This window comes from Mesorhizobium sp. KR9-304 (genome assembly GCF_040049215.1).
Classification (GTDB): Bacteria; Pseudomonadota; Alphaproteobacteria; order Rhizobiales; family Rhizobiaceae; genus Mesorhizobium_K.
Genome location: NZ_JBDZDN010000001.1, coordinates 2,380,566 through 2,401,670 on the forward strand (window position 1 = coordinate 2,380,566; position 21,105 = coordinate 2,401,670).

At 64.7% G+C, this 21,105-nt stretch carries 22 protein-coding genes and 1 pseudogene; 15 read left to right on the top strand and 8 right to left on the bottom strand.

Annotated features, from left to right (window positions below; all coding sequences use genetic code 11):
• Window positions 1-122: 122 nt before the first annotated feature.
• From ABLE71_RS11380 to ABLE71_RS11390, 3 genes are all read right to left on the bottom strand, one after another.
• The gene (locus ABLE71_RS11380; RefSeq protein WP_348783451.1) at window positions 123-395 is read right to left on the bottom strand and encodes a DUF1127 domain-containing protein; all 273 of its coding nucleotides are present in this window, start codon (window positions 393-395) and stop codon (window positions 123-125) included.
• A gap of 61 nt (window positions 396-456) precedes the next feature.
• Window positions 457-981 carry a hypothetical protein gene (locus tag ABLE71_RS11385; protein WP_348783452.1) on the bottom strand — a complete coding sequence of 175 codons (525 nt, stop codon included), beginning with the start codon at window positions 979-981 and terminating at the stop codon, window positions 457-459.
• Between the two features lie 41 nt (window positions 982-1,022).
• Complete coding sequence (locus tag ABLE71_RS11390) at window positions 1,023-1,301, bottom strand: DUF4242 domain-containing protein (RefSeq protein WP_348783453.1); 279 nt, start codon at window positions 1,299-1,301, stop codon at window positions 1,023-1,025.
• Window positions 1,302-1,455: 154 nt separating this feature from the next.
• Between ABLE71_RS11390 and ABLE71_RS11395 the strand changes: the two genes are divergently transcribed.
• Complete coding sequence (locus ABLE71_RS11395) at window positions 1,456-3,195, top strand: BTAD domain-containing putative transcriptional regulator (RefSeq protein WP_348783454.1); 1,740 nt, start codon at window positions 1,456-1,458, stop codon at window positions 3,193-3,195.
• A 2-nt stretch (window positions 3,196-3,197) separates the two neighbouring features.
• A complete protein-coding gene (locus ABLE71_RS11400) occupies window positions 3,198-3,830 on the top strand; it encodes a pyridoxamine 5'-phosphate oxidase family protein (protein WP_348783455.1) in 633 nt (210 codons plus the stop codon).
• Window positions 3,831-3,891: 61 nt separating this feature from the next.
• On the opposite strand, the gene secA is transcribed toward ABLE71_RS11400, so the two are convergent.
• A complete protein-coding gene (gene secA, locus ABLE71_RS11405) occupies window positions 3,892-6,630 on the bottom strand; it encodes a preprotein translocase subunit SecA (protein ID WP_348783456.1) in 2,739 nt (912 codons plus the stop codon).
• A 239-nt stretch (window positions 6,631-6,869) separates the two neighbouring features.
• On the opposite strand from secA, the gene ABLE71_RS11410 reads away from it, so the two are divergent.
• Both ABLE71_RS11410 and ABLE71_RS11415 read left to right on the top strand, forming a co-directional pair.
• Window positions 6,870-7,802: a peptidylprolyl isomerase gene (locus ABLE71_RS11410; RefSeq protein ID WP_348783457.1), complete on the top strand. Its 933-nt coding sequence runs from the start codon at window positions 6,870-6,872 to the stop codon at window positions 7,800-7,802.
• 272 nt (window positions 7,803-8,074) lie between these two features.
• The gene (locus ABLE71_RS11415; RefSeq protein ID WP_348783458.1) at window positions 8,075-8,593 is read left to right on the top strand and encodes a hypothetical protein; all 519 of its coding nucleotides are present in this window, start codon (window positions 8,075-8,077) and stop codon (window positions 8,591-8,593) included.
• Between the two features lie 58 nt (window positions 8,594-8,651).
• Here ABLE71_RS11415 and ABLE71_RS11420 read toward each other — a convergent pair whose 3' ends face one another.
• The gene (locus ABLE71_RS11420) at window positions 8,652-9,308 is read right to left on the bottom strand and encodes a response regulator transcription factor (protein WP_348783459.1); all 657 of its coding nucleotides are present in this window, start codon (window positions 9,306-9,308) and stop codon (window positions 8,652-8,654) included.
• Window positions 9,305-10,708, bottom strand: a complete 1,404-nt coding sequence (locus tag ABLE71_RS11425; protein WP_348783460.1) for a sensor histidine kinase — start codon at window positions 10,706-10,708, stop codon at window positions 9,305-9,307. The genes ABLE71_RS11420 and ABLE71_RS11425 overlap by 4 nt, the downstream gene beginning before the upstream one ends.
• Window positions 10,709-10,960: 252 nt before the next feature.
• Here ABLE71_RS11425 and argJ point away from each other — a divergent pair, with 252 nt between their 5' ends.
• The 5 genes from argJ to ABLE71_RS11450 all read left to right on the top strand — a co-directional run bounded on the left by argJ (window position 10,961) and on the right by ABLE71_RS11450 (window position 14,135).
• On the top strand, window positions 10,961-12,202 hold the full coding sequence (gene argJ / locus ABLE71_RS11430) for a bifunctional glutamate N-acetyltransferase/amino-acid acetyltransferase ArgJ (protein ID WP_348783461.1): 1,242 nt from the start codon (window positions 10,961-10,963) through the stop codon (window positions 12,200-12,202).
• A gap of 1 nt (window position 12,203) precedes the next feature.
• Window positions 12,204-12,977 (top strand): GNAT family N-acetyltransferase, encoded by a 774-nt coding sequence (locus tag ABLE71_RS11435; RefSeq protein WP_348783462.1) that lies wholly within the window; start codon window positions 12,204-12,206, stop codon window positions 12,975-12,977.
• A gap of 3 nt (window positions 12,978-12,980) precedes the next feature.
• On the top strand, window positions 12,981-13,394 hold the full coding sequence (locus tag ABLE71_RS11440; RefSeq protein WP_348783463.1) for a (deoxy)nucleoside triphosphate pyrophosphohydrolase: 414 nt from the start codon (window positions 12,981-12,983) through the stop codon (window positions 13,392-13,394).
• 133 nt (window positions 13,395-13,527) lie between these two features.
• Window positions 13,528-13,833 (top strand): hypothetical protein, encoded by a 306-nt coding sequence (locus tag ABLE71_RS11445; RefSeq protein WP_348783464.1) that lies wholly within the window; start codon window positions 13,528-13,530, stop codon window positions 13,831-13,833.
• A 125-nt stretch (window positions 13,834-13,958) separates the two neighbouring features.
• Window positions 13,959-14,135: a Flp family type IVb pilin gene (locus ABLE71_RS11450; RefSeq protein WP_348783465.1), complete on the top strand. Its 177-nt coding sequence runs from the start codon at window positions 13,959-13,961 to the stop codon at window positions 14,133-14,135.
• A gap of 33 nt (window positions 14,136-14,168) precedes the next feature.
• Here ABLE71_RS11450 and ABLE71_RS11455 read toward each other — a convergent pair whose 3' ends face one another.
• Window positions 14,169-15,086, bottom strand: coding sequence for a methyltransferase domain-containing protein (locus ABLE71_RS11455; RefSeq protein WP_348783466.1), 918 nt, complete (start codon window positions 15,084-15,086; stop codon window positions 14,169-14,171).
• Between the two features lie 49 nt (window positions 15,087-15,135).
• Here ABLE71_RS11455 and ABLE71_RS11460 point away from each other — a divergent pair, with 49 nt between their 5' ends.
• The 6 genes and pseudogenes from ABLE71_RS11460 to ABLE71_RS11485 all read left to right on the top strand — a co-directional run bounded on the left by ABLE71_RS11460 (window position 15,136) and on the right by ABLE71_RS11485 (window position 19,206).
• Entirely contained in the window at window positions 15,136-15,909 is a 774-nt protein-coding gene (locus ABLE71_RS11460) for a ComF family protein (RefSeq protein WP_348783718.1), read from the top strand.
• A gap of 33 nt (window positions 15,910-15,942) precedes the next feature.
• Window positions 15,943-16,212: a glutaredoxin 3 gene (grxC, locus tag ABLE71_RS11465; protein ID WP_348783719.1), complete on the top strand. Its 270-nt coding sequence runs from the start codon at window positions 15,943-15,945 to the stop codon at window positions 16,210-16,212.
• Between the two features lie 67 nt (window positions 16,213-16,279).
• A complete protein-coding gene (locus ABLE71_RS11470) occupies window positions 16,280-17,149 on the top strand; it encodes a carbon-nitrogen hydrolase family protein (RefSeq protein WP_348783467.1) in 870 nt (289 codons plus the stop codon).
• Window positions 17,146-17,571, top strand: a complete 426-nt coding sequence (locus ABLE71_RS11475; protein ID WP_348783468.1) for a DUF1178 family protein — start codon at window positions 17,146-17,148, stop codon at window positions 17,569-17,571. The genes ABLE71_RS11470 and ABLE71_RS11475 overlap by 4 nt, the downstream gene beginning before the upstream one ends.
• A gap of 26 nt (window positions 17,572-17,597) precedes the next feature.
• The gene (locus ABLE71_RS11480; protein WP_348783469.1) at window positions 17,598-18,227 is read left to right on the top strand and encodes a hypothetical protein; all 630 of its coding nucleotides are present in this window, start codon (window positions 17,598-17,600) and stop codon (window positions 18,225-18,227) included.
• Between the two features lie 93 nt (window positions 18,228-18,320).
• A pseudogene (locus ABLE71_RS11485) lies at window positions 18,321-19,206 on the top strand (DMT family transporter).
• Window positions 19,207-19,220: 14 nt separating this feature from the next.
• Here ABLE71_RS11485 and ABLE71_RS11490 read toward each other — a convergent pair.
• Window positions 19,221-21,017, bottom strand: a complete 1,797-nt coding sequence (locus ABLE71_RS11490; protein WP_348783720.1) for an adenylate/guanylate cyclase domain-containing protein — start codon at window positions 21,015-21,017, stop codon at window positions 19,221-19,223.
• Window positions 21,018-21,105 lie beyond the last annotated feature (88 nt).

Genomic DNA, 21,105 nt, shown 5'->3' on the forward strand with positions numbered 1-21,105 from the left:
TGTTTAAGAAACGGTTGGGTGAATGACGCCCGCGCCCATCCTCACCCCCACTAAGCGGGGAGAGGCGCGCCAAGCCAAGCTTGCGAAGGCGAGTTCTTGAATGCCAGCTTCGACCGCAGCGGTCATTCCGATCGCGGGCGGCATGACGAGTACAAACTGTCGCCTCGACTCCCAAATCCGCCGCATTCGTCACGCGTCGCAACGTAGTCGATGTTTCCGCGGTTTATGCCGATGTCCTTGAGCAGGGAGTCCGGCAACGCGTGCAACAGGCGGCGGTCGCGGCGAACGGCCAGCGCACGTAGCACACCGGCCAGCATGGACGCAGCAAAGCTCCTCAGCCCGGGCGGTGACGCTTCGCTCCCGGCCTTCGGGTGCTCAAAACTCGTATCGGTCATGGTAAATCCAGTTCGGCTTGCACGGCCGAAATGCGGCGCCCGCCCGGCGCCGCCTCCTCGGCTACTGCGCCGCTTTGGTGGCAAAAGCGCAGGAGACGTCGGGATTCATGTCGGCGAAGGGCCCTGCAGGGTTCACCTTCCAGGCCCAGACATGCAACTCGTAGAATGGCCCGAGCCCATAGCGATTGGGCGCGCTGGTGAAACTGAACAGCTGCCCTTCGAGCGAGGCCGGGCCTTTCGATGTGATGTATTCCACCGCCACCAGCGCCAGCGAGCCGTCCGGCATCGGCTCGTACATCACAGCCTCAGGGCGGGCGAGGTCGATCACGTCGTCGCCGACATAGGCGGCGTTGACGTAGTGGATACCCATGGCGCCGTTGCCATTTGCGTTGCTGGCACAGGGGATCGGCGTGTAACCTTCAGCGGTCGCCACCGAAACGTGCTGGAACCGGCTGTTTGCGGCGCGCACCTTGTCGGCTAAAGGATTGCTGCCGGTCTCAATGCCGCCATGCGCGAGCGCGGTCGCGACGCCGGTCGAGAGCGCGAGGCTCGCGGCAAAGCCGATGCTGCGGATGTTGATCTTCATGCCTGTCTCCATTGATCTGTTGCCTGTGGACGGGCGCACCCTCAGGAGCCGCGTGCCGTCGACGGGCCGATCACCGCCGCTACTTCGGTCACCGAATTGATCGGAAAGCCGCCATCGTGTGCGTGCTTTCGTATGGTTTCGGCGCTTTCCGCTTCGTGTACGCAGTAGAATTTGTCTCCGGCCACGTAGCTGGTGATCCAGGTATAGGGCTCGCCGAGGCCGGCCACGGCTGCATTGGATTTTGCCGAGATTTCGCTGAGCTCGCTGGCGCTCAGCTTGTCGGCTCCGGGTATGTCCCGTTCGATCATGTAAGTGGGCATAGTCACGCTCCTTATTGTTGAACTACGCTTCACCATTGCCGTCAGGCGTTGTACGGCGTGTGGAAGGCGCCACGGCCGTGACGAATTCCGGTCACACGCTCCGTCACACGCTCATTGCGCAAGGCGGCCGCACGAACGCCGGAAAGGGCAATCGATGGCCATCAGGATCAAGCTTCTCGGTGACCCCGCCATTTTCGACGGCGACGGGGTGAGCCAGACGGTGCGCGGTTATCAGGCCTGGGCGCTGCTGGCGCGCGTAGTGCTCGCGCAGACGCCGCTCGACCGGCGCAGCCTCGCCGCCGAACTGTTTCCTGAGACGGTCGACCCGCTCGGCTCGTTGCGCTGGTGCTTGGCGTCTCTGCGCAAGGCGCTCAACTGTTCGGACTGCCTGTCGGGCGATCCAATTGAAGCCAATTTTCCTGACGATGTTGAGGTCGATGTCGTCAGGCTCCACCGTGACGAATTCGAAATCGGGCAGGCCGGCCGGCTGCTCGGCGGCATCGAACCCCGCTGCAGCTCCGAATTCTCGAGCTGGCTTCTCGTCGAGCGCGAGCGCATAGCGGGCCTCGTCGAAGCCCGCACAAGGCAGGAGACGATGCGCGCCATTTCCGTCGAGGATTACGACCGCGCCATCCGCCTCGCCGAACTCGGTGTCCGCAGCGACGCCTTCAACGAGGGCGCTCATGTGCTTCTGGTGAAGAGCCTGGCGCTGGCCGGGCGTTATGATGCCGCACTCGCCCATGTCGAGGCGACCGAGCGCGTCTTCCTCGCCGAGCTTGGCGAGAAGCCGTCGCCGGCGCTCAGAAGTGCCGCGCGCCGCACCATTTCCTCGCCGCCGGGAGGCATATCTCCGGAAGCCTTCGTGAACTCGCTGATGCAGTCGGGCCTTGCCGCACTGTCGGCCGGCGCTGCCGATGCCGGCATCGATTGCCTGCGCCGCGCCGTCAACGATGCGGAAGGGGTGAAGGACAGGCATCTGCAGGCGAGGGCCATGCTCGAACTCGGCACGGCGCTTGTCCACTCGGTCAGGGGCTATGACGACGAAGGCGCGATCCTGCTGCGCCAGTCCACCGAACTCGCCCGGCAGTCGGGCAGCGCCAGCATCGCCGCGGCGGGTTTTCGCGAACTCGGCTATGTCGAGGCGCTGGCTGGGCGCCGTCCGGCTGCGGCGGCCTATCTGTCGGAGGCGGTCAGCCTCGCAGTCGATGATGACGGCCTCGCAGGAATCCACGGGGTTATCGGCTTCAACCTCGTCGACTGGGGCCATGTCGGCGAGGGCCTCGAGCATTTCGCGGTCTCGCTCGATCACGCCCGCACCGCCGGCAATCGCCGCCGCGAGATCTGGTCGCTCGGCCTCGGCGCTTGGGGGCTGCTGGCGGCAGACCGGCTGGGCGAGGCCGATGCCTGGCTCGAAACCTGCCTTGTGCTGAGCGAGGAACAGCGCTGGATTGCCTTCCGGCCGTGGCCGGTGGCGCTGCTTGGCGAATCCAGGCTGCGTCAGCGACGGGATCCTGCGGCGCTGCGAGGCGAATTGGAAGTAGCCTTCGCCATGGCGTGCCAGCTTGCCGATCCCTGCTGGGAAGCCGCCGTCGCCCGCGCGATGGCGCTGACCTATGCCGCGGCGGACGACCTCTCGCTTGCCATGGACTGGCTCGCCGAAGCGCGCCGGCGCTGCGCCCGCGACACCGACGCCTATGCCGCGCTTCAGGTCGAGATCCTGGCCAGCCAGGTCGATATCAGCATCAGGCAGGACAAGCCGGAACTGGCAGACGCCATCGCCCGCGAATGGTTGTCGCTGGCCGCGCGTACCCATATGAACGCGCATGTCGCGCGCGCAGCCGGGTTCATCGGCCGTCAGCAATACGAAATGGCCGACGTTTCTCGCGAAGGGTGATCATGCCATATCGATTTCTGGACATTGCGGGCACACCCGGCGTCAAAGCCGCCCAGGCCGAAAACGGCAGCGGCGAATTCTGGGCCGATTTTAAGGGCAACCGCGATTTCACACGCCTGACCGAAGCCGAACGGCACTTCATCGCGCAACGGGACAGTTTCTATATGGCTACGACGTCCGAAAGCGGCTGGCCCTATGTGCAGCACCGCGGCGGCCCGCCTGGCTTCCTGCGCGCACTCGACGACACAACGCTCGCCTTCGCCGATTTCCGCGGCAATCGTCAGTATATCAGCGTCGGCAATCTGGCGGCCAACGACCGTGCCGCGCTGATCCTGATGGACTACCCCGGCCGCCGCCGCCTGAAGATTTACGCGCACATCGAGTCAAAGAGCCTCGCCGACGAACCCGAACTGGCTGCAAGACTCGAAACGCCGGGCTATGGCACAAAGCCCGAGCGCGCTCTCGTCCTGCGTCTCGAAGCCTTTGACTGGAACTGCCCGCAGCACATCACGCCGCGCTTCACCGAATTGGAACTGGCGGGAGCACTCGACCCGGTGCGCCGGCGCATCGCAGCGCTGGAAATCGAGAACGCAGCGCTGCGGGAGGAACTGATGGCGAAGGACTGGAAACCGTAACGCCCGCCGCCACACCGCCCGCTTTTGGCGCGAAGCCGCCAAGGCGGTGTGCCGCCCAGCCCTACACAAACGCCCCATGACAATGCTTGTATTTCTTGCCGGAGCCGCAGGGGCAGGCTTCGTTGCGGCCGACCTTGCCCCAGGTGGCGGGGTTCTGCGGGTCGCGCTGTTCGGGCGCCACGGTGCGGCTGTCGGCCAGCACCGAGACGGAGGCGCCGCCGAAGTCAGCCTCGGCGAAGTCGTCCTCGCCGGTGGTGCCGTCGATATGGTGGCCGAAAGTCTCGGGCGCCTGGGGTGGCGGCGCCTCGGCCGCCTCGCGCACCAGTTCGACGCGCATCAGCTGCGCGGTGACGGCCTGGCGCAGATTGCCCAGCATCGCCTGGAACAGCTCGAAGGCCTCGCCCTTGTATTCGTTCAGCGGGTCGCGCTGGGCGTAGCCGCGGAAGCCGACCACCGAACGCAGATGGTCGAGGTTGACCAGATGCTCGCGCCACAGATGGTCGACCGTCTGTAGCATGATCGAGCGCTCGACATAGGTCATGACTTCCGGGCCGAAGCGGCCGGCGCGCTCGGCGGCGGCGGCGTCGGCGGCCTTGGTGATGCGCTCGGTGATCTCTTCCTCGGCGATGCCTTCTTCCTTGGCCCATTCGTCGACGGGCAGGTCGAGATTGAGGCTCTGGCGCACGCCCTCCTTGAGGCCGGCGGCGTCCCACTGCTCGGCATAGGCGTTCTCGGGGATATGCTTGGCGACGAGATCGGCGATCACGTCCTCGCGCATCTCGGCGACGGTCTCGCTGAGGTTCTCGCCGTCCATCAGCGAGATGCGCTGCTCGAACACCACCTTGCGCTGGTCGTTGGCCACGTCGTCGTATTTCAGGAGGTTCTTGCGGATGTCGAAGTTGCGCGCCTCGACCTTCTTCTGCGCCTTCTCCAGCGCCTTGTTGATCCACGGATGGATGATCGCCTCGTCTTCCTTGAGGCCGAGCTTTTGCAGCATGCCGTCCATGCGCTCGGAGCCGAAGATGCGCATCAGGTCGTCCTGCAGCGACAGGAAGAATTTCGAGCGGCCGGGGTCGCCCTGGCGGCCGGAACGGCCGCGAAGCTGGTTGTCGATGCGGCGGCTCTCGTGGCGCTCGGTGGCCAGTACATAGAGGCCGCCCGCGGCGATCGCCTTTTCCTTGAGACGCTGCACGTCGGCGCGGATGGCGGCTTCCTTGGCGTCGCGCTCGGGGCCTTCAGGCATGTCGGCGAGCTCGTCGGCGATGCGCATGTCGGCATTGCCGCCGAGCTGGATGTCGGTGCCGCGTCCGGCCATGTTGGTGGCGATGGTGATGGCGCTCGGCTTGCCGGCCTGGGCGACGATCGCCGCCTCGCGCTCGTGGTGGCGGGCGTTCAGCACCTCGAAGTCCTTGAAGCCCTCCTTGCGCAGGCGCTCGGCAAGCTGCTCCGACTTCTCGATCGAGGTGGTGCCGACCAGGATCGGCTGGCCCTTCTCGCGGGCCTCCTTGATGTCGCGGACGATCGCCTTGTATTTCTCCTCGACGGTCCGGTAGACCTCGTCGTCCTCGTCGATGCGCTTGACCGGCAGGTTGGTCGGCACCTCGGTCACCTCGAGGCCGTAGATGTTGGCGAATTCCTCGGCCTCGGTCAGCGCCGTGCCGGTCATGCCGGACAGCTTCTTGTACATGCGGAAGTAGTTCTGGAAGGTTACGGAGGCGAGCGTCTGGTTCTCCGGCTGGATCGCCACATGCTCCTTGGCTTCCAGCGCCTGGTGCAGGCCTTCCGAATAGCGCCGGCCGGGCATCATGCGGCCGGTGAACTCGTCGATGATGACGATCTCGCCGTTGCGGACGATGTAGTCCTTGTCCTTCTGGAACAGGCGGTGCGCCTTCAGAGCGTTGTTGACGTGATGGACGATGGCGACGTTCTCGACGTCGTAGAGCGACTCGCCCTTGAGGTGGCCGGCGTCGCGCAGCAGGTTCTCCAGCTTCTCGGTGCCTTCCTCGGTGAAGATCGCGGTGCGCTGCTTCTCGTCGATCTCGTAGTCGGGGGCATCGAGCTTCAGGATGAAGGCGTCGATGGTGTTGTACATTTCCGACCTGTCCTCGAGCGGGCCGGAAATGATCAGCGGCGTGCGGGCCTCGTCGACCAGGATCGAGTCCACCTCGTCGACGATCGCGTAATTGTGACCGCGCTGCACCATCGAGGGGCGGTCGTATTTCATGTTGTCGCGAAGATAGTCGAAGCCGAGCTCGTTGTTGGTGGCGTAGGTGACGTCGGTGGCGTAGGCGGCGCGGCGTTGGTCGTCGGAAAGGCCGTGCACGATGACGCCGACGGAAAGCCCGAGGAACTTGTAGACGCGGCCCATCCATTCGGCGTCGCGTCCGGCGAGATAGTCGTTGACGGTGACGACGTGCACGCCCTTGCCGGCGAGCGCGTTGAGGTAGACCGGCAGCGTCGCCACCAGCGTCTTGCCTTCGCCGGTGCGCATTTCGGCGATGCCGCCATTGTGCAGCACCATGCCGCCGACGAGTTGGACGTCGAAGGGGCGCATGCCGAGCACGCGGCGCGCCGCCTCGCGAACGGTGGCGAAGGCCGGAACCAAGAGGTCGTCGAGGGTCGCGCCATTGGCGAGGTCGGTGCGGAACTGCCCGGTGCGCGCGGCGAGCTCGGCGTCGGACAGCGCGCGCAGCTCGTTCTCCATCGCGTTGATCGCCTCGACGCGGGGCCGCGTCGCCTTGATGCGGCGATCGTTGGAGGAGCCGAATATCTTGCGGGCAAGAACGCCGAGACTGACCATCAAATGGTCCTTTCAACCGTAGTTTTCCGGCGGGCGCCGGTCGAATCCGCGCAACCCGGGAGGCGAAGCAGATTCATAAACAGCAAAAAGCGCCCGGAAACGGTTCTGGACGCAAAGACGTTGGACAGATAAGAGGGGCCTCAACCGATGTCAACGCGCGCATCGGCGCTATGTTGCGCTGAATTCCGCCACAATCCGGCGCGCTTCAACCCGCCTTAAATCCCCGATCGGAGAGTTCCATGTCGTTTTCGTTCCGCAGCGCCGCGCTTGTCAGGCTGGCGCTTCCGTTCAGCCTGTTTGCCGCCCTGACGGCGTCCGTCGCCGCGCAGGAGACCGCGCCGGCCACGCAACCGGCCGCGCCGCCCGCGGCCGAAGCCGCCGCGCCCGATCCGGCGAAGATCGTCGCCACGATCGACGGCCAGCCGGTCAGCGAGGCCGACCTGGCGCTGGCGCAGGCGAGCGTCGACCAGCAATATGCGCAGCTTCCGCCGGAGCAGCGCCGCGCCGCCGCCTTCATGGCGATCATGGAAATCCGCCTGCTGTCCGCGAAAGCGATCGCCGACGGGCTCGACAAGGACGCCGAGTTCCAGCGCCGCATGGCTTTCCTCCAGCAGCGGGCGCTGCACAGCGAAGTGATCGAGAAGGAAGTCGGCGCCAAGATCACCGATCAGGAGGTGCGCGCCCGCTACGACCAGCAGCTCGCCGACACGCCCCCGGTCAACGAGGTCAAGGCGCGGCACATCCTGGTGAAGACCAAGGAAGAGGCGGACGCGATCATCAAGCAGCTCGACGGTGGCGCCGATTTCGTCACCCTCGCCAACGAGCACACGACCGATCCGAGCGGCAAGACGACCGGCGGCGATCTTGGCTATTTCGGGCCCGGACAGATGGTGCCCGAATTCGAGAAGGCGGCCTTCGCGCTCGACGTCGGCGCCTACACCAAGGAGCCGGTACAGAGCCAGTTCGGCTGGCATATCATCAAGGTCGAAGACAAGCGCGCCCAGCAGCCGCCCGCCTTCGACACGGTCAAGGACCAGGTCCGCAACCTGGTTTACCGCGAGAAATACTTCGCCATGGTCAACGACCTGCGCAAGGCCGCCAAGGTCGACGTCACCGACCCCGAGCTGAAAAAGGCCGTCGACGCCATGGAAGGGGCGGAAGGCCAGCCCTGATCCGCCAAACCTCATGCGGGGGCGGTTCGGCTTCCCGCCGCTGCCGATCAGGTTGCCCCTGCCGGGCCAACGCGGCCCGGCAGATCCTGCCGCGCACTGCCCCGACGTGAGCGCGTCAGTCGCGGGCCCGTGTTCGGACCTTGGTCCGAACACCGCGGCAATGGTCCTAGTCCGCCATGGCAGGAGTCCTGGGCCCCTCGCGCACGAGGTGACGACGATGCAGGTTCTTCCCGCGGCTGGCGGAGCCGCTGCAACTTAGGAAGGACCTCTTCATGATCAATATCACTCGCAGACATCTGACCCTGGCGCTTCTGGGCGCATCCACTGCGCTTGCCCTCGTTACGGCTCCTTACCAACTGACGGCGAGGGGGTTTGCTCCGGCAGCGGCGTTCGCGGAAGACGGTGAAGGTTCGGACCATGACGGCGGAGAAAGCTCCGACCATGACGGCGGAGAAAGCTCCGACCATGACGGCGGAGAGAGCTCCGACCATGACAGCGATGGCGACAGCTCGGACAGCGACGGCGGCGAATCGGAAAGCGACGGCGGCGACGACAGTTCCGATCGAAGCGGCGACGACAATAATGGCGGCGACGACGGCGAGCACGTCAACTCGGCGACCGGAGACAAGGTCGAGATCGACGGATCGAAAATCGAAGTCGAACACCCGGACGGAACCAAGGAAGAAATCGAGGGCGGCCGCTACGAAATGAAGGATGCGAGCGGGCGTACGATCGTGGAGCGGCCGGCGACCGACGCCGACAGGGCGCGGCTCGAAGCGATGGCCGGCTGACGACATCTTTTCTCAGGCGACGGAGAGGGCGCGCAGGCGCCCTCTCTTCGTTCTATCCTCATTCGTTGCGGTGATCCTTCGCATCGCGCAGCAGCATTGCGGCTTCCGTGCGGTTTTGCACGTTCAGTTTGGACAGAATGCGCGTCATGTGATGCTTGACGGTCTTTTCCTGCAGCTTGAGCTTCAGGGCGACGCGCTTGTTGCTGAGGCCATAAGCGACCTGCTCCAGGATTTCGCGCTCGCGCCCGGTGAGGGCCGACAGCGATCCGGCCTGGGCCGAAGGTTTCGTTAGCGACGTCAAGGTAGTCAGCAGGCGCGCCGACAGAACCGGCGACAGGTAGCTCTCGCCCGCCGCCACGGTCCGAAGGATGTCGGCCAGGGTCCTTGAGCCAACGCCCTTGAGCACATAGCCGCGCGCGCCGCTGGCAAGCGCCTTGGATATGTCCTCATTGGATTCGGAGACGGTCAGCACGACAATTTTTTGGTCGGGAAGGCGCTCCATCGTGGCGGCCACCGCGTTCAGGCCGCCGCCAGGCATCGAAATGTCGATGAGAAGAATGTCCGGGCGCTTCTCGGTAGCGATACGCAGCGCGTCCTCGGCCGTGCTGCCCTCAGCGACGATCTCGAAGCCGCCGATCTCGGAGAGGCTGCGCGTTACCCCCTCGCGAAACAGCGGATGGTCATCGATAACCGCGAGGCGTATCGGTACCGTCATGCCTGTTCAAGCCCCTCTGAATTGAGCGCCATGGTGACCGTGGTCCCCTCCGATGAGGACCGCACCAAAAAAGTCCCGCCGAGGCTCTCGATCCGCTCGCGCAGTCCAGCAAGACCAAGCCCCTCGGGCCGGACGGCCGCAGGGTCGAAACCGCCACCTTTGTCGGCCACTTCGACGACCAGTCTGCCGCTCTCGAAGCGTTGCGCCACAGCCTGCCCGACTCCACCGGCATGCCGGTAGGAGTTGTTCAGCGCCTCTTGCACGAAGCGATATACGCAAATCTTTTCCGAGGGCGAGAGTGTCGCGGGAGTGCCGGACATGGATAGCGCCACGGCGTCTCCAGTGCGTTGCTCGTGGGCCGTCACGGCGAGCTTCAGGATATCGGGAAGTTCGGTTGCCTCTATATGGGGCAGGACCAGGCCGTTACAGATGTTGCGAATTTCGCGCATCGCCTCGTCGAGACTTTTCCTGATGGACACGAGTTCGCCCTCTCTCGCGCCTTTCACCGCGTCGGGGCTGGTCAAGGCATCGCTGTCCAGCCGCAAGGCGGCCAGGGCCACGAGTTGGGCCGGACCGTCATGAAGATCGGCGCCGATCCGGCGCAGATGGCGCTCGTTCAAGGCCGTTACACGTTGCGAGGCGCGCAGTACGCGCAGCCGCAATTGGCGGTTTTGGTTCAAGAGGTCGGACAGCTCGCCGACCCGCTTCTTGAGCGCATGGCTTTGAGCGTCGATCATCCTGCTGCCGCGCAGGACGATGACCGACAGCAGTGCGAAGATGGCGAGTGTTTCGGCTGCTACCGCCAACCAGCTCCACAGGCGCGCGGTTCGCAGGGACTTCTCGAAATCCGTGGCGACCTCGTAGAACTCCGAAACGGCGACCACGTCGCCAGACCACGGCTGCAGCACGGGATTGTAGATCTCGAGCAGTGGCTGGCCCCTGGCGCGCTCGGAGGCGCTTTCGAGGTCGTCGAGCTGGTTGAACTGAGCGACGACCTTGCCGGTCCATGCCGTCGTCAGATCGTCGCTTGGCGCGAATTTCTTGCCAATCAGGCTTTTATCCTTGGCGTAGAGGATGATGCCGTCGCGGCCCCAGAGCTTGAACGAGACGAGCCGTTCGCCAAGCGCGCCCTGCGACAGGGTCTCGTCGAGCGCGCGAGCGACCGAATCGCTGAGTTCGGCGCTCTTGCGAATGTCGGGCAGCAGCGGCGCGATGATGCTGTCGACGTAAAGGGCGGTGGTCGCGCCAGAGTTGCGGGTGATGCCTTCCTCTATCTGGCTCGTAACCAGGAAGCCGACGACGATCATGGCGACAAACGAAACCAGGCCGCCGGCCAGCAGGAACTGGACCGCCAGGGATTGCTCGTTCCAGCGGTCGCGAAGCTCGTAAAGCCGCCGCACAGCGATATCCAGGTTCTCATCCTTTATAGAGCGCCCAGGATGCAACCGATATCCGCCTTCAGTCCACTAGATGTCGGACTTTTGTCTGATCCGATTGCCGAGATGAAATTGCCGGAATTGTTCGCGATCCCGCGCAGGCGGCATCTGTTCAAGTCTGCTCTATGAAACATCAATCGCCACAGCGCTCTTGCGCGCTTTGGCGCTATCGGGCAAACGAGCCACTTTCCGCACGCCATTCCGCTGAAGGCCCAGATGTCGACAACGATCTCGCCGCTCGCCCCGAAGAAATATCCCAGGATGCCGGCCATCGAGGGTGTGCGCATGGCGACCGCCGAGGCAGGCATCAAATATAAGAACCGTACCGACGTGCTGGTCATGGTCTTCGACGAGGGGACGCAGGTCGCGGGCGTGTTCACGCGCTCGAAATGCCCGTCGGCTCCGGTCGATCATTGCCGGCAGAATCTCGCCGGCGGCCGCGCACGGCTCCTGGTCGTCAACTCGGGCAACGCCAACGCCTTCACCGGCAGGAAGGGCCGCGAGGCCACCGCGCTTACCGGCAAGGCGGGCGCCGCGGCGGCCGGCTGCGGCGCGGACGAGGTGTTTTTGGCGTCCACCGGGGTGATCGGCGAGCCGCTCGACGCCGCCCGCTTCTCGCATCTGCTGGCCGGCATGGTGAAGGATGCCAAGCCCGATCTCTGGCGCGAGGCGGCGAGTGCCATCATGACCACCGACACCTATCCGAAGGTCGCGACCGTCACGGTCAAGCTCGGCGACACGGACGTCGTCATCAACGGCATCGCCAAGGGCGCCGGCATGATCGCGCCCGACATGGCGACGATGCTGTCCTTCGTGGCGACCGACGCGCCGATCGCCGCACCGGTGCTGCAGGCGCTGCTGTCTGCTGGCGTCGGCAAGACCTTCAACGCGATCACCGTGGACAGCGACACCTCGACAAGCGACACGCTGCTTCTGTTCGCGACCGGGGCGGCGCAAAAGCGCGGCGTGCCGCGCATCGAAGACGCCAGGGACCCCAGGCTTTCGGCCTTCAAGCGGGGCCTCGGCAAGGTGCTGAAGTCGCTGGCGCTGCAGGTGGTGCGCGACGGCGAGGGCGCGCGCAAGCAGGTGGAAGTCACCGTCACCGGCGCAAGGTCGGCGCGGTCGGCCAGGAAGATCGCGCTGTCGATCGCCAATTCGCCGCTGGTCAAGACGGCGGTGGCCGGCGAGGACGCCAACTGGGGCCGCGTAGTGATGGCCGTCGGCAAGGCCGGCGAGCCGGCCGACCGCGACCGCCTGTCGATCTGGTTCGGCGACAACCGCCTCGCCCATCAGGGCGAGCGCGATCCTGATTATTCGGAGGAGGCGACCTCGGCCTACATGAAGCGCGACGAGATACGCATCACGGCCGATATCGGCATCGGCCGCGGCAAGGCGACGGTCTGGACCTGCGACCTGACCAAGGAATACGTCGCCATCAACGGCGACTACAGAAGCTGAAGTGCCGGACAAGCAGCCAAAGACGGGTCTGTCGACGGTCCGCCGCTTCGAGGCGGCGGGCTTTCGCGCCTGGCCGGCCTCCGCAGTCCATTATGACGGCACTTGGGTGGTGCGGCTGACCGCCGGCCATCCGGCCAAGCGGCTGAACTCGATCAATCCGCTCGATCCCGGCGATCTGCACGACCTGGCCGATCGCATCATGCGCGCCGGCCGGCGCTTCGACGCCTATGGCCGGCCGCTCACCTTCCGCCTGTCGCCGCTCGCCGGCCGCAAGCTGGTGCGTCACCTCGACAACGAGGGATGGACGGCCTTCGGCGAGTCGATCGTCATGCAACTCGACCTCGACAACGAGGCGGTGCACGGCGCGATGGACCAGATCCCGATGAAGGACATGAGCCGCTTTGTCGGCGCCGCCATGACGACGCAAGCAGCCGATCCGGCCCTGCGCCCCGGCCTTTCGGAAGTCATCGGCGCGATCCAGCCGGAAGCGGGCCTGTTCGTGCTGGAGCAGGAGGAGAAGCCGCTCGCAACCGCGATCTGCGTACACGACGGCGATCTCGCCGGCCTGTTCGAGGTGGCGACGGCGGCGGCAGAGCGTGGCAAGGGCCACGGCCGGCGGCTGCTGCTTTCGGCGCTGAAATGGGCGAGATTGCGCGGTGCGCGCCGCGCCTGGCTGCAGGTAGAGGCGGACAATTTCGCGGCGCTACGGCTCTACGGCACGCTCGGCTTCGAGGAACTCTACCGCTACCACTACCGCCGCAAGCCGGAGGCCTGACGCGTGGACTCGGGGCCGAAGAAGATCCTGCTCGTCGCCGCGGTCGCGCTGGTCGATGCCGACGGACGGGTGCTGCTTGCCAGGCGTCCCGAAGGCAAGGCGCTCGCGGGCCTCTGGGAATTCCCCGGCGGCAAGGTCGAGCCTGGCGAGACGCCGGAGGAAACGATCGTCAGGGAAGTGTTCGAGGAAGTCGGCCTCGAGACCAAGGTCGCGTGCCTCGCGCCGCTAACCTTCGCCAGCCATTCCTACGAGGATTTTCACCTGCTGATGCCGCTCTATGTCTGCCGCCGCTTCTGGGGCACGGCCGAGCCTAAGGAGGGGCAGACGCTCAAATGGGTCAGGCCCGGCCAGATGCGCGACTATCCGATGCCGCCGGCGGATCTGCCGCTCATCGCGCATCTGATCGACCTGCTCTGACGCGCCGCTCCGCCGACCGGATCTCCTTTGCCTCACCGTTAATGAACCGTTTAGGCAAGTGTGAAAAATTGATCCTCTCGACCGGCCATCATGGCCGGGCAGCTGCCGGCCGCGGAACCAGGGGATGGTCGACATGACGCCTGAAAACGAATGGGATGCGATCCGCAACCAGCGCAAGCCGCTGTTCGGCGCCGCCGGGGTGGGCCTGCTGAGGGTCGCGCTGCTGTTTGGTTCGGCCGCCGTGGCACTGGCCTTGATCGTTGCGCCGATCGCGGACAAATATGCGAAATCGCAGATCGCCGGTGTGGACGGACTGGATTTCCTGGCCACCGGCTCGATCGGCAAGCCCGGCGCCTACACGATCCGCAGAAGCGTGCTCCAGGAGCCCGGTTCCGTCTGCATCATCCGCCCCGACGGCCGGCGCAGCGGCGACTGCTGATCCGCCTGCTTGCGCGCGCCCGACATTTCTTAACGCAAGGGCATTAACCTTTCTTAACTCTACGCCGTTAACCTTTCTTAACGGATGGACGTTAGTGTCCGTATGGCGAACGGGGGTGGCACGTCATGCAATTGATCCGCGGATTCTTGACAAGCGAGAACGGTGCGACCGCGATCGAATACGGCCTGATCGTCGCGCTCATCTCGCTGGCCATTGTCAGCGCTCTCGGCGCGACAGGCACCTCGGTCGGCGACATCTGGAACGACAACGCCAACCGGGTGATAGAAACGCTTGGGGAATGACCGCTCGGCCCGGAACCACCTTCCTGAACCCGGTCATTTGTCTTTGCTCTCTCCCAGGATCTTCGCCAGCGAGATATCCGCCGAACCCGGCCGTAACGGCTTTGGCTGCGAGACATCCGGCGCCCAGCCCGACATCCAGATGAAAGAGAACGTCGCCCTGATCCTTCCGTCGGGATCGGAAAAGCGCTCCTCGTAGATCCGCGCCGCCCGGGCGAACAGCTGCCTTGTGGCCGGGCGGCGGGATCGTCCCGACAGCGGGTTGGCCGCGCCCATGGCGCGCAGATCGGCCATCAGGTCGAACATGGTCGCGTAACGCAACGTCACCGTCTCCACGTCGGCGACCGGCAGGGCGAAGCCGGCGCGCTGCAGCAGGGCGCCCATCTCGCGGACATCGGCGAACGGCACTATGCGCGGGCTGGCGCCGCCGGACAGTTCCGCCTCGGCGGCGAGCAGGCTCTCGCGCAGTTCGGCAAGTGTACCTGCCCCGGCCATAGCACCCAGGAACAGCCCGTCCGGCTTCAGCGCGCGCCTTATCTGGATCAGCATGCCCGGAATGTCGTTCTCGTCCTGCAGCGAAAGAAGAGACACGGCGAGATCGATGCTATCAGGCGCGAGCGGGACGTGGCCCGGAACCGCCACGATGCCGGCTTCATCTCCGAGGAAAGCCGCGTCGGTCTCGATTCTGACCGCCTCGTCGACCTTTCCCGAAGCAAGCACGGCGTCGCGCCCCGCCGGCGTCACGCAAAAAAGCGCAGCTGCCTTGGCGAAGCGCCGCCCGACCGTCGCAAGCCGCTCCGCCAGATCGTCGGCGGCGCGCGCCATCAGGAAATCGGCGCCGGCGACCGCTCGCCGCGCGGCGCGGCGCTTGCGTTCGACCAGCAGGCTCGTGTCGATGATCTGCTCCGGACTGTTGCTCATGGTCTTCTTGGTGCGGCGAATTGCGCGCGTCATCTTCGCGGTTCTGCTATTCTACGCCTCCAACCGCAAGGGTGTGGCGACGATGTCGCATATAAGGAACCTGGCCTTGAACGCGCTGGCGGCGCCGGCGCGCCTGCTTTTCCCGCCGGTCTGCGCGGGGTGCCGCCGGGAAGTGTCGCAACCCGGAGCGCTTTGCGGCGCCTGCTGGCCGAAACTCGTCTTCCTCGAAAAGCCGTGGTGCGCGGTCATGGGCACGCCCTTCGCGCACGATCTCGGCGAAGGCTTCCTGTCGGCCGAAGCGATCGCTAACCCGCCGCCCTTCGAGCGGGCACGGGCGGCGGTCGCCTATACGGGCGTGGCGCGGCGCATGGTGCAGGCACTGAAATATGGCGACCGCACCGACCTTGCACCCTGGATGGCGCGCTGGATGCTGCGCGCCGGCGCCGAACTCGTCGCCGACGCCGACGTCGTCGTGCCGGTCCCGCTGCATTGGCGGCGCTTCTTCTCGCGCCGCTTCAACCAGTCGGCGGAGTTGGCGCGCGCGATCGCAACGCTGTCGGGCAAGCCGTTCGAGCCGATGGCGGTCAGGCGCGTCAAAATCACCCGCCAGCAGGTGGGACTGGGCCTTTCCGAGCGCCAGGACAATGTCCGCGCCGCCTTCAAGGCGCCGCCGGAAAGCGAAATCTCGATACGCGGCAGGCGGGTGCTGGTCGTCGACGACGTCTACACCACCGGCGCCACGGTTTCCTCCGTGACCAAGGCGCTGAAGAAAGGCGGCGCGAGCGCGGTCGACGTGCTGACCTTCGCGTGCGTCCTTCCGGGGGACTTCCTGCCCGGCGGTGCAGACCCTATATGAATGAGAAATGACAGTCAGGCTGACGGAACGGCCATGGTCGACGTGACGATCTATACTAGGATGATGTGCGGCTATTGCATGGCCGCCAAGCGGCTGCTGGAGCGCAAGGGCGTCGCCTACACCGAACACGACGCCAGCTTCTCGCCGGAGCTTCGCCAGGAAATGATTTCCCGCGCCAATGGCCGCGCCACCTTTCCGCAGATATTCATAGGCGGCTATCATGTCGGCGGGTCGGACGACCTGCATGAACTGGAGCGGCAGGGCAGGCTGGACGGGCTGCTCGCCAACGGGCAGCCGAACTAGAGCAATTCCAGGAAAAGTGGGAACCGGTTTTCCGTCCGGAATTGCGGTAAAAAGGGTTAGAACGGGCATGGGTATTTTCAAGGCTGCCGCCATCCAGATGCGCTCCGGCAGGCAGCCGGGCCGCAACGTCGTGGATTTCGAGGCGCTGGTGCGCGAGGCGGCCGGCAAGGGCGCGGCCTATGTGCAGACGCCGGAAATGACCGGCGCCATCATCCGCGACAAGCAGGATCGCGCGCTCGCCTTCAAGCCGGAGAAGGATGACGCGATCGTCGCCGCCGCGCGGAAGCTGTCGGCCGAACTCGGCATCTTCCTGCACATCGGCTCGACCGGCATCCTCAGGGACGACGGCAAGATCGCCAACCGCGCCTTCCTGTTCGCGCCGGACGGCTCGCTCGCCGCCCGCTACGACAAGATCCACATGTTCGACGTCGATCTCGACAATGGCGAGAGCTGGCGCGAATCGGCCACCTACGAGCCCGGAGCCGAGGCGCTGGTCGCCGACATCGGCCTAGCGAAGCTCGGCTTCGCCATCTGCTACGACATGCGCTTTCCGCAGCTTTTCCGCGCCGAGGCGCTGGCCGGCGCCGAGGTGCTGACGGCGCCCGCCGCCTTCACCCGCCAGACCGGCCAGGCGCATTGGCACATCCTGCTGCGCGCCCGCGCCATCGAGAACGGCGCCTTCGTCATCGCCGCCGCGCAAGGCGGGCAGCACGAGGACGGCCGCGAGACGTTCGGCCACTCGCTCATCATCGACCCCTGGGGCAGGATTCTCGCCGAAGCGGACCACGACGAGCCAGGCGTGATCGTCGTCGAGATCGACACGGCGCTGTCGGGCGAGGCGCGCAAGAAGATCCCCAACCTCAGGAACGCGCGCGATTTCGGCGTGGCGAGCGTCACGGCTGAACAGCCCGTGACGCTCCGGGGGGCCGCGTCTTGATCCGCTTTTCCCTGATCTGCGACCACGACCACGAATTCGAGGCCTGGTTCCGCGGCAATGACGACTTCGACACACAGCAGAAGCGCGGCTTCGTCGAATGCCCGCAATGCGGCTCGTCCAAGGTCGGGAAGGCGCTGATGGCGCCGGCCGTCTCGACGGGGCGCAAGCGCGAAAAAATCGCGCTCGCCATGGGTGAGCAGCAGCGCAAGGTCATGGCGCAGCTGAAGGAAATGTCGGAGAAAATCCGCGAGAATGCCGATTATGTCGGCGACAAGTTCGCAGAGGAAGCGCGCAAGATCCATTTCGGCGAGACAGAAGCGCGCGGCATCTACGGCGAAGCCACACTGGAAGAGGCCAAGAGCCTCGCCGAGGACGGCGTCGGCTTCATGCCGATCCCTGTGTTCCCCGAGGACCGCAACTGAGCGAAGTGGCGCCTGACAGGCCTCCTTTGGAAAAGGAGCCCTTCACCGAGCGACTACTGTTGAAACTATGCGACACTCGCGTAGTGGATGGATTGCTGATCGTTGGCTACGGCAAAAGCATGGATCGCGTCGAGTCGGCTTTGTCCCTCATCCGGCTTCACCATCCACTACGGTATCAACGGCTGCTGCAAGATGTCAGGCGCGTCTGGTTGAGGCCGCTGATCGGGGCCTCAGGTCGCTTCCATCAGTCTACTTGGACCTGCGAGATCGACAATCATTTCGTCGTGGAAGACGGGACTACGACGGAAATGGTCGCGTCCGTGATCGTTCATGAAGCCACGCATGCCCGCCTCTGGCGACGCGGTATTTCTTATGACGAACGTATTCGAAAACGTGTCGAACTCGTCTGTGTCCGGCAAGAACTCGCCTTTTCTGCGAAGCTACCGAATGGGTCGACAATCCGCGAACAAGCGGAAAGTAGGCTTGCTTATACGCAGCAACTCGATTTGAGCAACGAAGCCAAGCGCGATCGGTTTGGCGACCATTTGGAAAAAGCCTCGTTGGATATCGGGCTGCCTCGCTGGGTGGTTAGATTGCTTATGGCTCGTTGGCATCGACGTCGAGAGTCGGCTCGCAGGAAGCGACTTCCCGTCTGAATAGAACTTTCTGGTGTCTGCGTTAGCCTGGCTCATTGCGCGCCACCTGACTGCGACTGTTCGCCGGCTGGAATAACCGCTTAACCAGCCGCGATGAACACCCTTTGGAATTCGGCCTTCACCCTGCTTGCCGTCACCGGGGCCCTGCTCGGCCTGTCGCTGCCTTTCGGCAAGATAGCCACGGAGACCGGCGTCCCGCCAGTCGTCTGGGCCTTCGTCATCTCGGCCGGCGGCGGAGGGGCGATCTTCGTCGCGATGCTGCTGCAGGGCCAGCGCGTAAGGCTCACCGGCCGCAAGCTGCGCTATTTCTTCATCACCGCGGCGATCACCTACGCGCTCCCCAACCTTTTGTTGTTCTCCGTCATGCCGCATGTCGGGGCAGGCTATGCCGGCATCATGTATACGCTGCGCCGATCGCGACGCTGGTGCTTTCGATGCTGTTCGGCGTGCGCAAGCCCAAGCTGCTCGGCATTTTGGGCATCGCCATCGGCTTCGTCGGTGCGGTGATGGTGGCGACGGCCCGCGGCCAGCTCGGCGAACCTGCGGCATTTTTCTGGGTGGCGATCGCGCTCATCATTCCGCTCAGCCTCGCATGCGGCAACATCTACCGGACGGTCGACTGGCCGGAAGACGCCTCGCCGATGGAACTCGCCGTCGGCAGCAACCTCGCGGCGGCCCTCATCCTGCTCGCCGGCATAGCGTTTCCGCCGGGCCTCGGCACGATCGGCGCGCTGGCCGAAGTTCCGCTGGTGACATCAGCGCAGATCGCGGCGTCCGCGCTGATGTTTGCTGTCTTCTTCCGACTGCAGGTGGTCGGCGGGCCGGTCTATCTCAGCCAGATCGGCTATGTGGCCGCGGCGGTCGGGCTTTTCTCCGGACGCTTTTCCTCGGCGAACGCTACGGGCTTCTGACCTGGTTGGGTGCGGTCATCATCGTCGTCGGCGTGGTGGTGACCACAAAGGCGCAGGCGAAGGGTTGATGAACCGCTCCAGATCAGAGCCCTGCGCGAATCAGACCCTCAATGTATCTGGCGCGGTCCTCCGGCCGTACTATTGGATGGTATTTCTCAACCCAGGCGACGCTTATGCTGGGTTGCAGGCGACGGCATTCGGAGAGAGCCATGCGCGCAAGATCCGACTCACCGGCAAGACCTGCGGCGGCGGCAAGCGTGCGCCATGCCGTTCCAAAATTCGGCCGCATCTGGACCGCCCGGCGCTCGCATGTGATCGCTTCCGCGTAGTGTCCGGCGATGAAGTGACACAGACCTTCGACCGATAGGTTTGCTGCCTGCGTATGATCGCGGGGGCTCAAACGGGTCGCGATTTCCAGTTGTCGAAGACCGTCTTCCGCCAAGCCGCCGTAACCGTAGGCAACCCCGAGGATCACCCGCGCGAACGCAAAATTTGGATTGCGGTGCAGGGCCTCGGTGAGTTCTTCAACGGCGGGCCCGGGACGCCTGGAGAACGTATAGGCGTAGCCCGCGGCGCAATGAGCCCAAGGATCATCAGGATCGAGGTCGATCGCTCGTTGCGCCAGGGCCAGGCTGTCGGCGATGCCGCGTTCATAGTCGATATTGCCGAGAACCACCCTGGTGGCCAGCGCCCAGGCAAGCAGGCTATGCGCGCGTGCATAGGATGGATCGAGCTCGATCGCCCGCTTGAGGAGGTTAATACCGCCATCTTCGTCTTGGACCACCCACGTCCAGATTTGGGGCATCGCACGAACGACGCAGCCCCAGGCGTCGAGGCTTTCCGGAGGTCTGCTCTGCAGGCGCAGTTCTTCGGCGGCGTAGAGCTGGGGCTCGATGGCCGCAACGACACTCGCGGTGATCTCGTCCTGAACCGTGAATATCTCGGACGCTGGTCTATCGTAGCGCTCCGCCCAGATGTGATTGCCGGTGGCGGCATCTATCAGTTGCCCCGTCACCCGCAATTGATCGCCGGCCTTCCGGACGCTGCCCTCCAGCACATATCGGACGGCTAGCTCGCGCGCTATCTGCCGGACGTCGGACGTTTTTCCTTTGTAGCTAAACGTGGAGTTCCGCGCGATGACAAAGAAACCGCGTAGTTTGGAAAGCGCCGTGATGATGTCTTCCGCGATACCGTCTCCAAAATAGTCCTGATCGGGTTGTCCGCTGAGATTCTGAAAAGGGAGGACTGCGATCGACGGCTTGGTTGTTGAAGGGAGCCGAGTGCTTCCGGCCGGCTGCGAGAACCGCGCGGGCAGCAGGCGGAAGGCACGAACAGGCCGAGCGATGTTTTTGAGCGTCTGCTCGCCAATGTCCTCGAAGGATAGATCCACCTTGCCAGCCACGTCGTCGTGAACGCGAGCCGACACGCAGATCCCTCCCGGGTCGGCTATACCCTCGAGCCGCGCGGCGATGTTGACCCCATCGCCAAGGATGTCTCCGTTCTGTTCGACAACGTCGCCGACATTTATGCCGATGCGAAATTGGATAGGCGGCACGTCGGACGCTGCCGCGTTGAGGGTGGCGATTTCATTCTGAATCTCCGAGGCGCAACGCACGGCGTCGACTGCACTGGAAAATTGGGCGAGCAGGCCGTCACCGGTGGTTTTGAAGATGCGGCCGCGGTGCCGGGCTATTGAGGGCACCAAAACATTCTGTCCACATCCATTCAGCCGGAGTATCGTGCCCTCTTCGTCGATTTCCATGAGGCGACTGAATCCGACCGCGTCCGCTGCAAGGATCGCTGACAATTTCCGTTCCAAAGGGCTCATGGTAAGCTCACTTTCGAAATCGGTTGGCCAATCTATTGACCGGCGGACCATGCGATCGAACGAAATGCGAGGCGTCGCTAGGTCCACGTGTGAGGGCTCACGACCGGGTCATGGTTGCCTTCCGTTGCCGGTAGATATT

Bases quoted from the DNA above. Each gene is read 5' to 3' on its own strand.
- ABLE71_RS11380 (WP_348783451.1), bottom strand. From the start codon at position 395: ATGACCGATACGAGTTTTGAGCACCCGAAGGCCGGGAGCGAAGCGTCA.
- ABLE71_RS11385 (WP_348783452.1), bottom strand. From the start codon at position 981: ATGAAGATCAACATCCGCAGCATCGGCTTTGCCGCGAGCCTCGCGCTC.
- ABLE71_RS11390 (WP_348783453.1), bottom strand. From the start codon at position 1,301: ATGCCCACTTACATGATCGAACGGGACATACCCGGAGCCGACAAGCTG.
- ABLE71_RS11395 (WP_348783454.1), top strand. From the start codon at position 1,456: ATGGCCATCAGGATCAAGCTTCTCGGTGACCCCGCCATTTTCGACGGC.
- ABLE71_RS11400 (WP_348783455.1), top strand. From the start codon at position 3,198: ATGCCATATCGATTTCTGGACATTGCGGGCACACCCGGCGTCAAAGCC.
- secA (WP_348783456.1), bottom strand. From the start codon at position 6,630: ATGGTCAGTCTCGGCGTTCTTGCCCGCAAGATATTCGGCTCCTCCAAC.
- ABLE71_RS11410 (WP_348783457.1), top strand. From the start codon at position 6,870: ATGTCGTTTTCGTTCCGCAGCGCCGCGCTTGTCAGGCTGGCGCTTCCG.
- ABLE71_RS11415 (WP_348783458.1), top strand. From the start codon at position 8,075: ATGATCAATATCACTCGCAGACATCTGACCCTGGCGCTTCTGGGCGCA.
- ABLE71_RS11420 (WP_348783459.1), bottom strand. From the start codon at position 9,308: ATGACGGTACCGATACGCCTCGCGGTTATCGATGACCATCCGCTGTTT.
- argJ (WP_348783461.1), top strand. From the start codon at position 10,961: ATGTCGACAACGATCTCGCCGCTCGCCCCGAAGAAATATCCCAGGATG.
- ABLE71_RS11445 (WP_348783464.1), top strand. From the start codon at position 13,528: ATGACGCCTGAAAACGAATGGGATGCGATCCGCAACCAGCGCAAGCCG.
- ABLE71_RS11450 (WP_348783465.1), top strand. From the start codon at position 13,959: ATGCAATTGATCCGCGGATTCTTGACAAGCGAGAACGGTGCGACCGCG.
- ABLE71_RS11455 (WP_348783466.1), bottom strand. From the start codon at position 15,086: ATGACGCGCGCAATTCGCCGCACCAAGAAGACCATGAGCAACAGTCCG.
- ABLE71_RS11460 (WP_348783718.1), top strand. From the start codon at position 15,136: ATGTCGCATATAAGGAACCTGGCCTTGAACGCGCTGGCGGCGCCGGCG.
- grxC (WP_348783719.1), top strand. From the start codon at position 15,943: ATGGTCGACGTGACGATCTATACTAGGATGATGTGCGGCTATTGCATG.
- ABLE71_RS11470 (WP_348783467.1), top strand. From the start codon at position 16,280: ATGGGTATTTTCAAGGCTGCCGCCATCCAGATGCGCTCCGGCAGGCAG.
- ABLE71_RS11490 (WP_348783720.1), bottom strand. From the start codon at position 21,017: ATGGTCCGCCGGTCAATAGATTGGCCAACCGATTTCGAAAGTGAGCTT.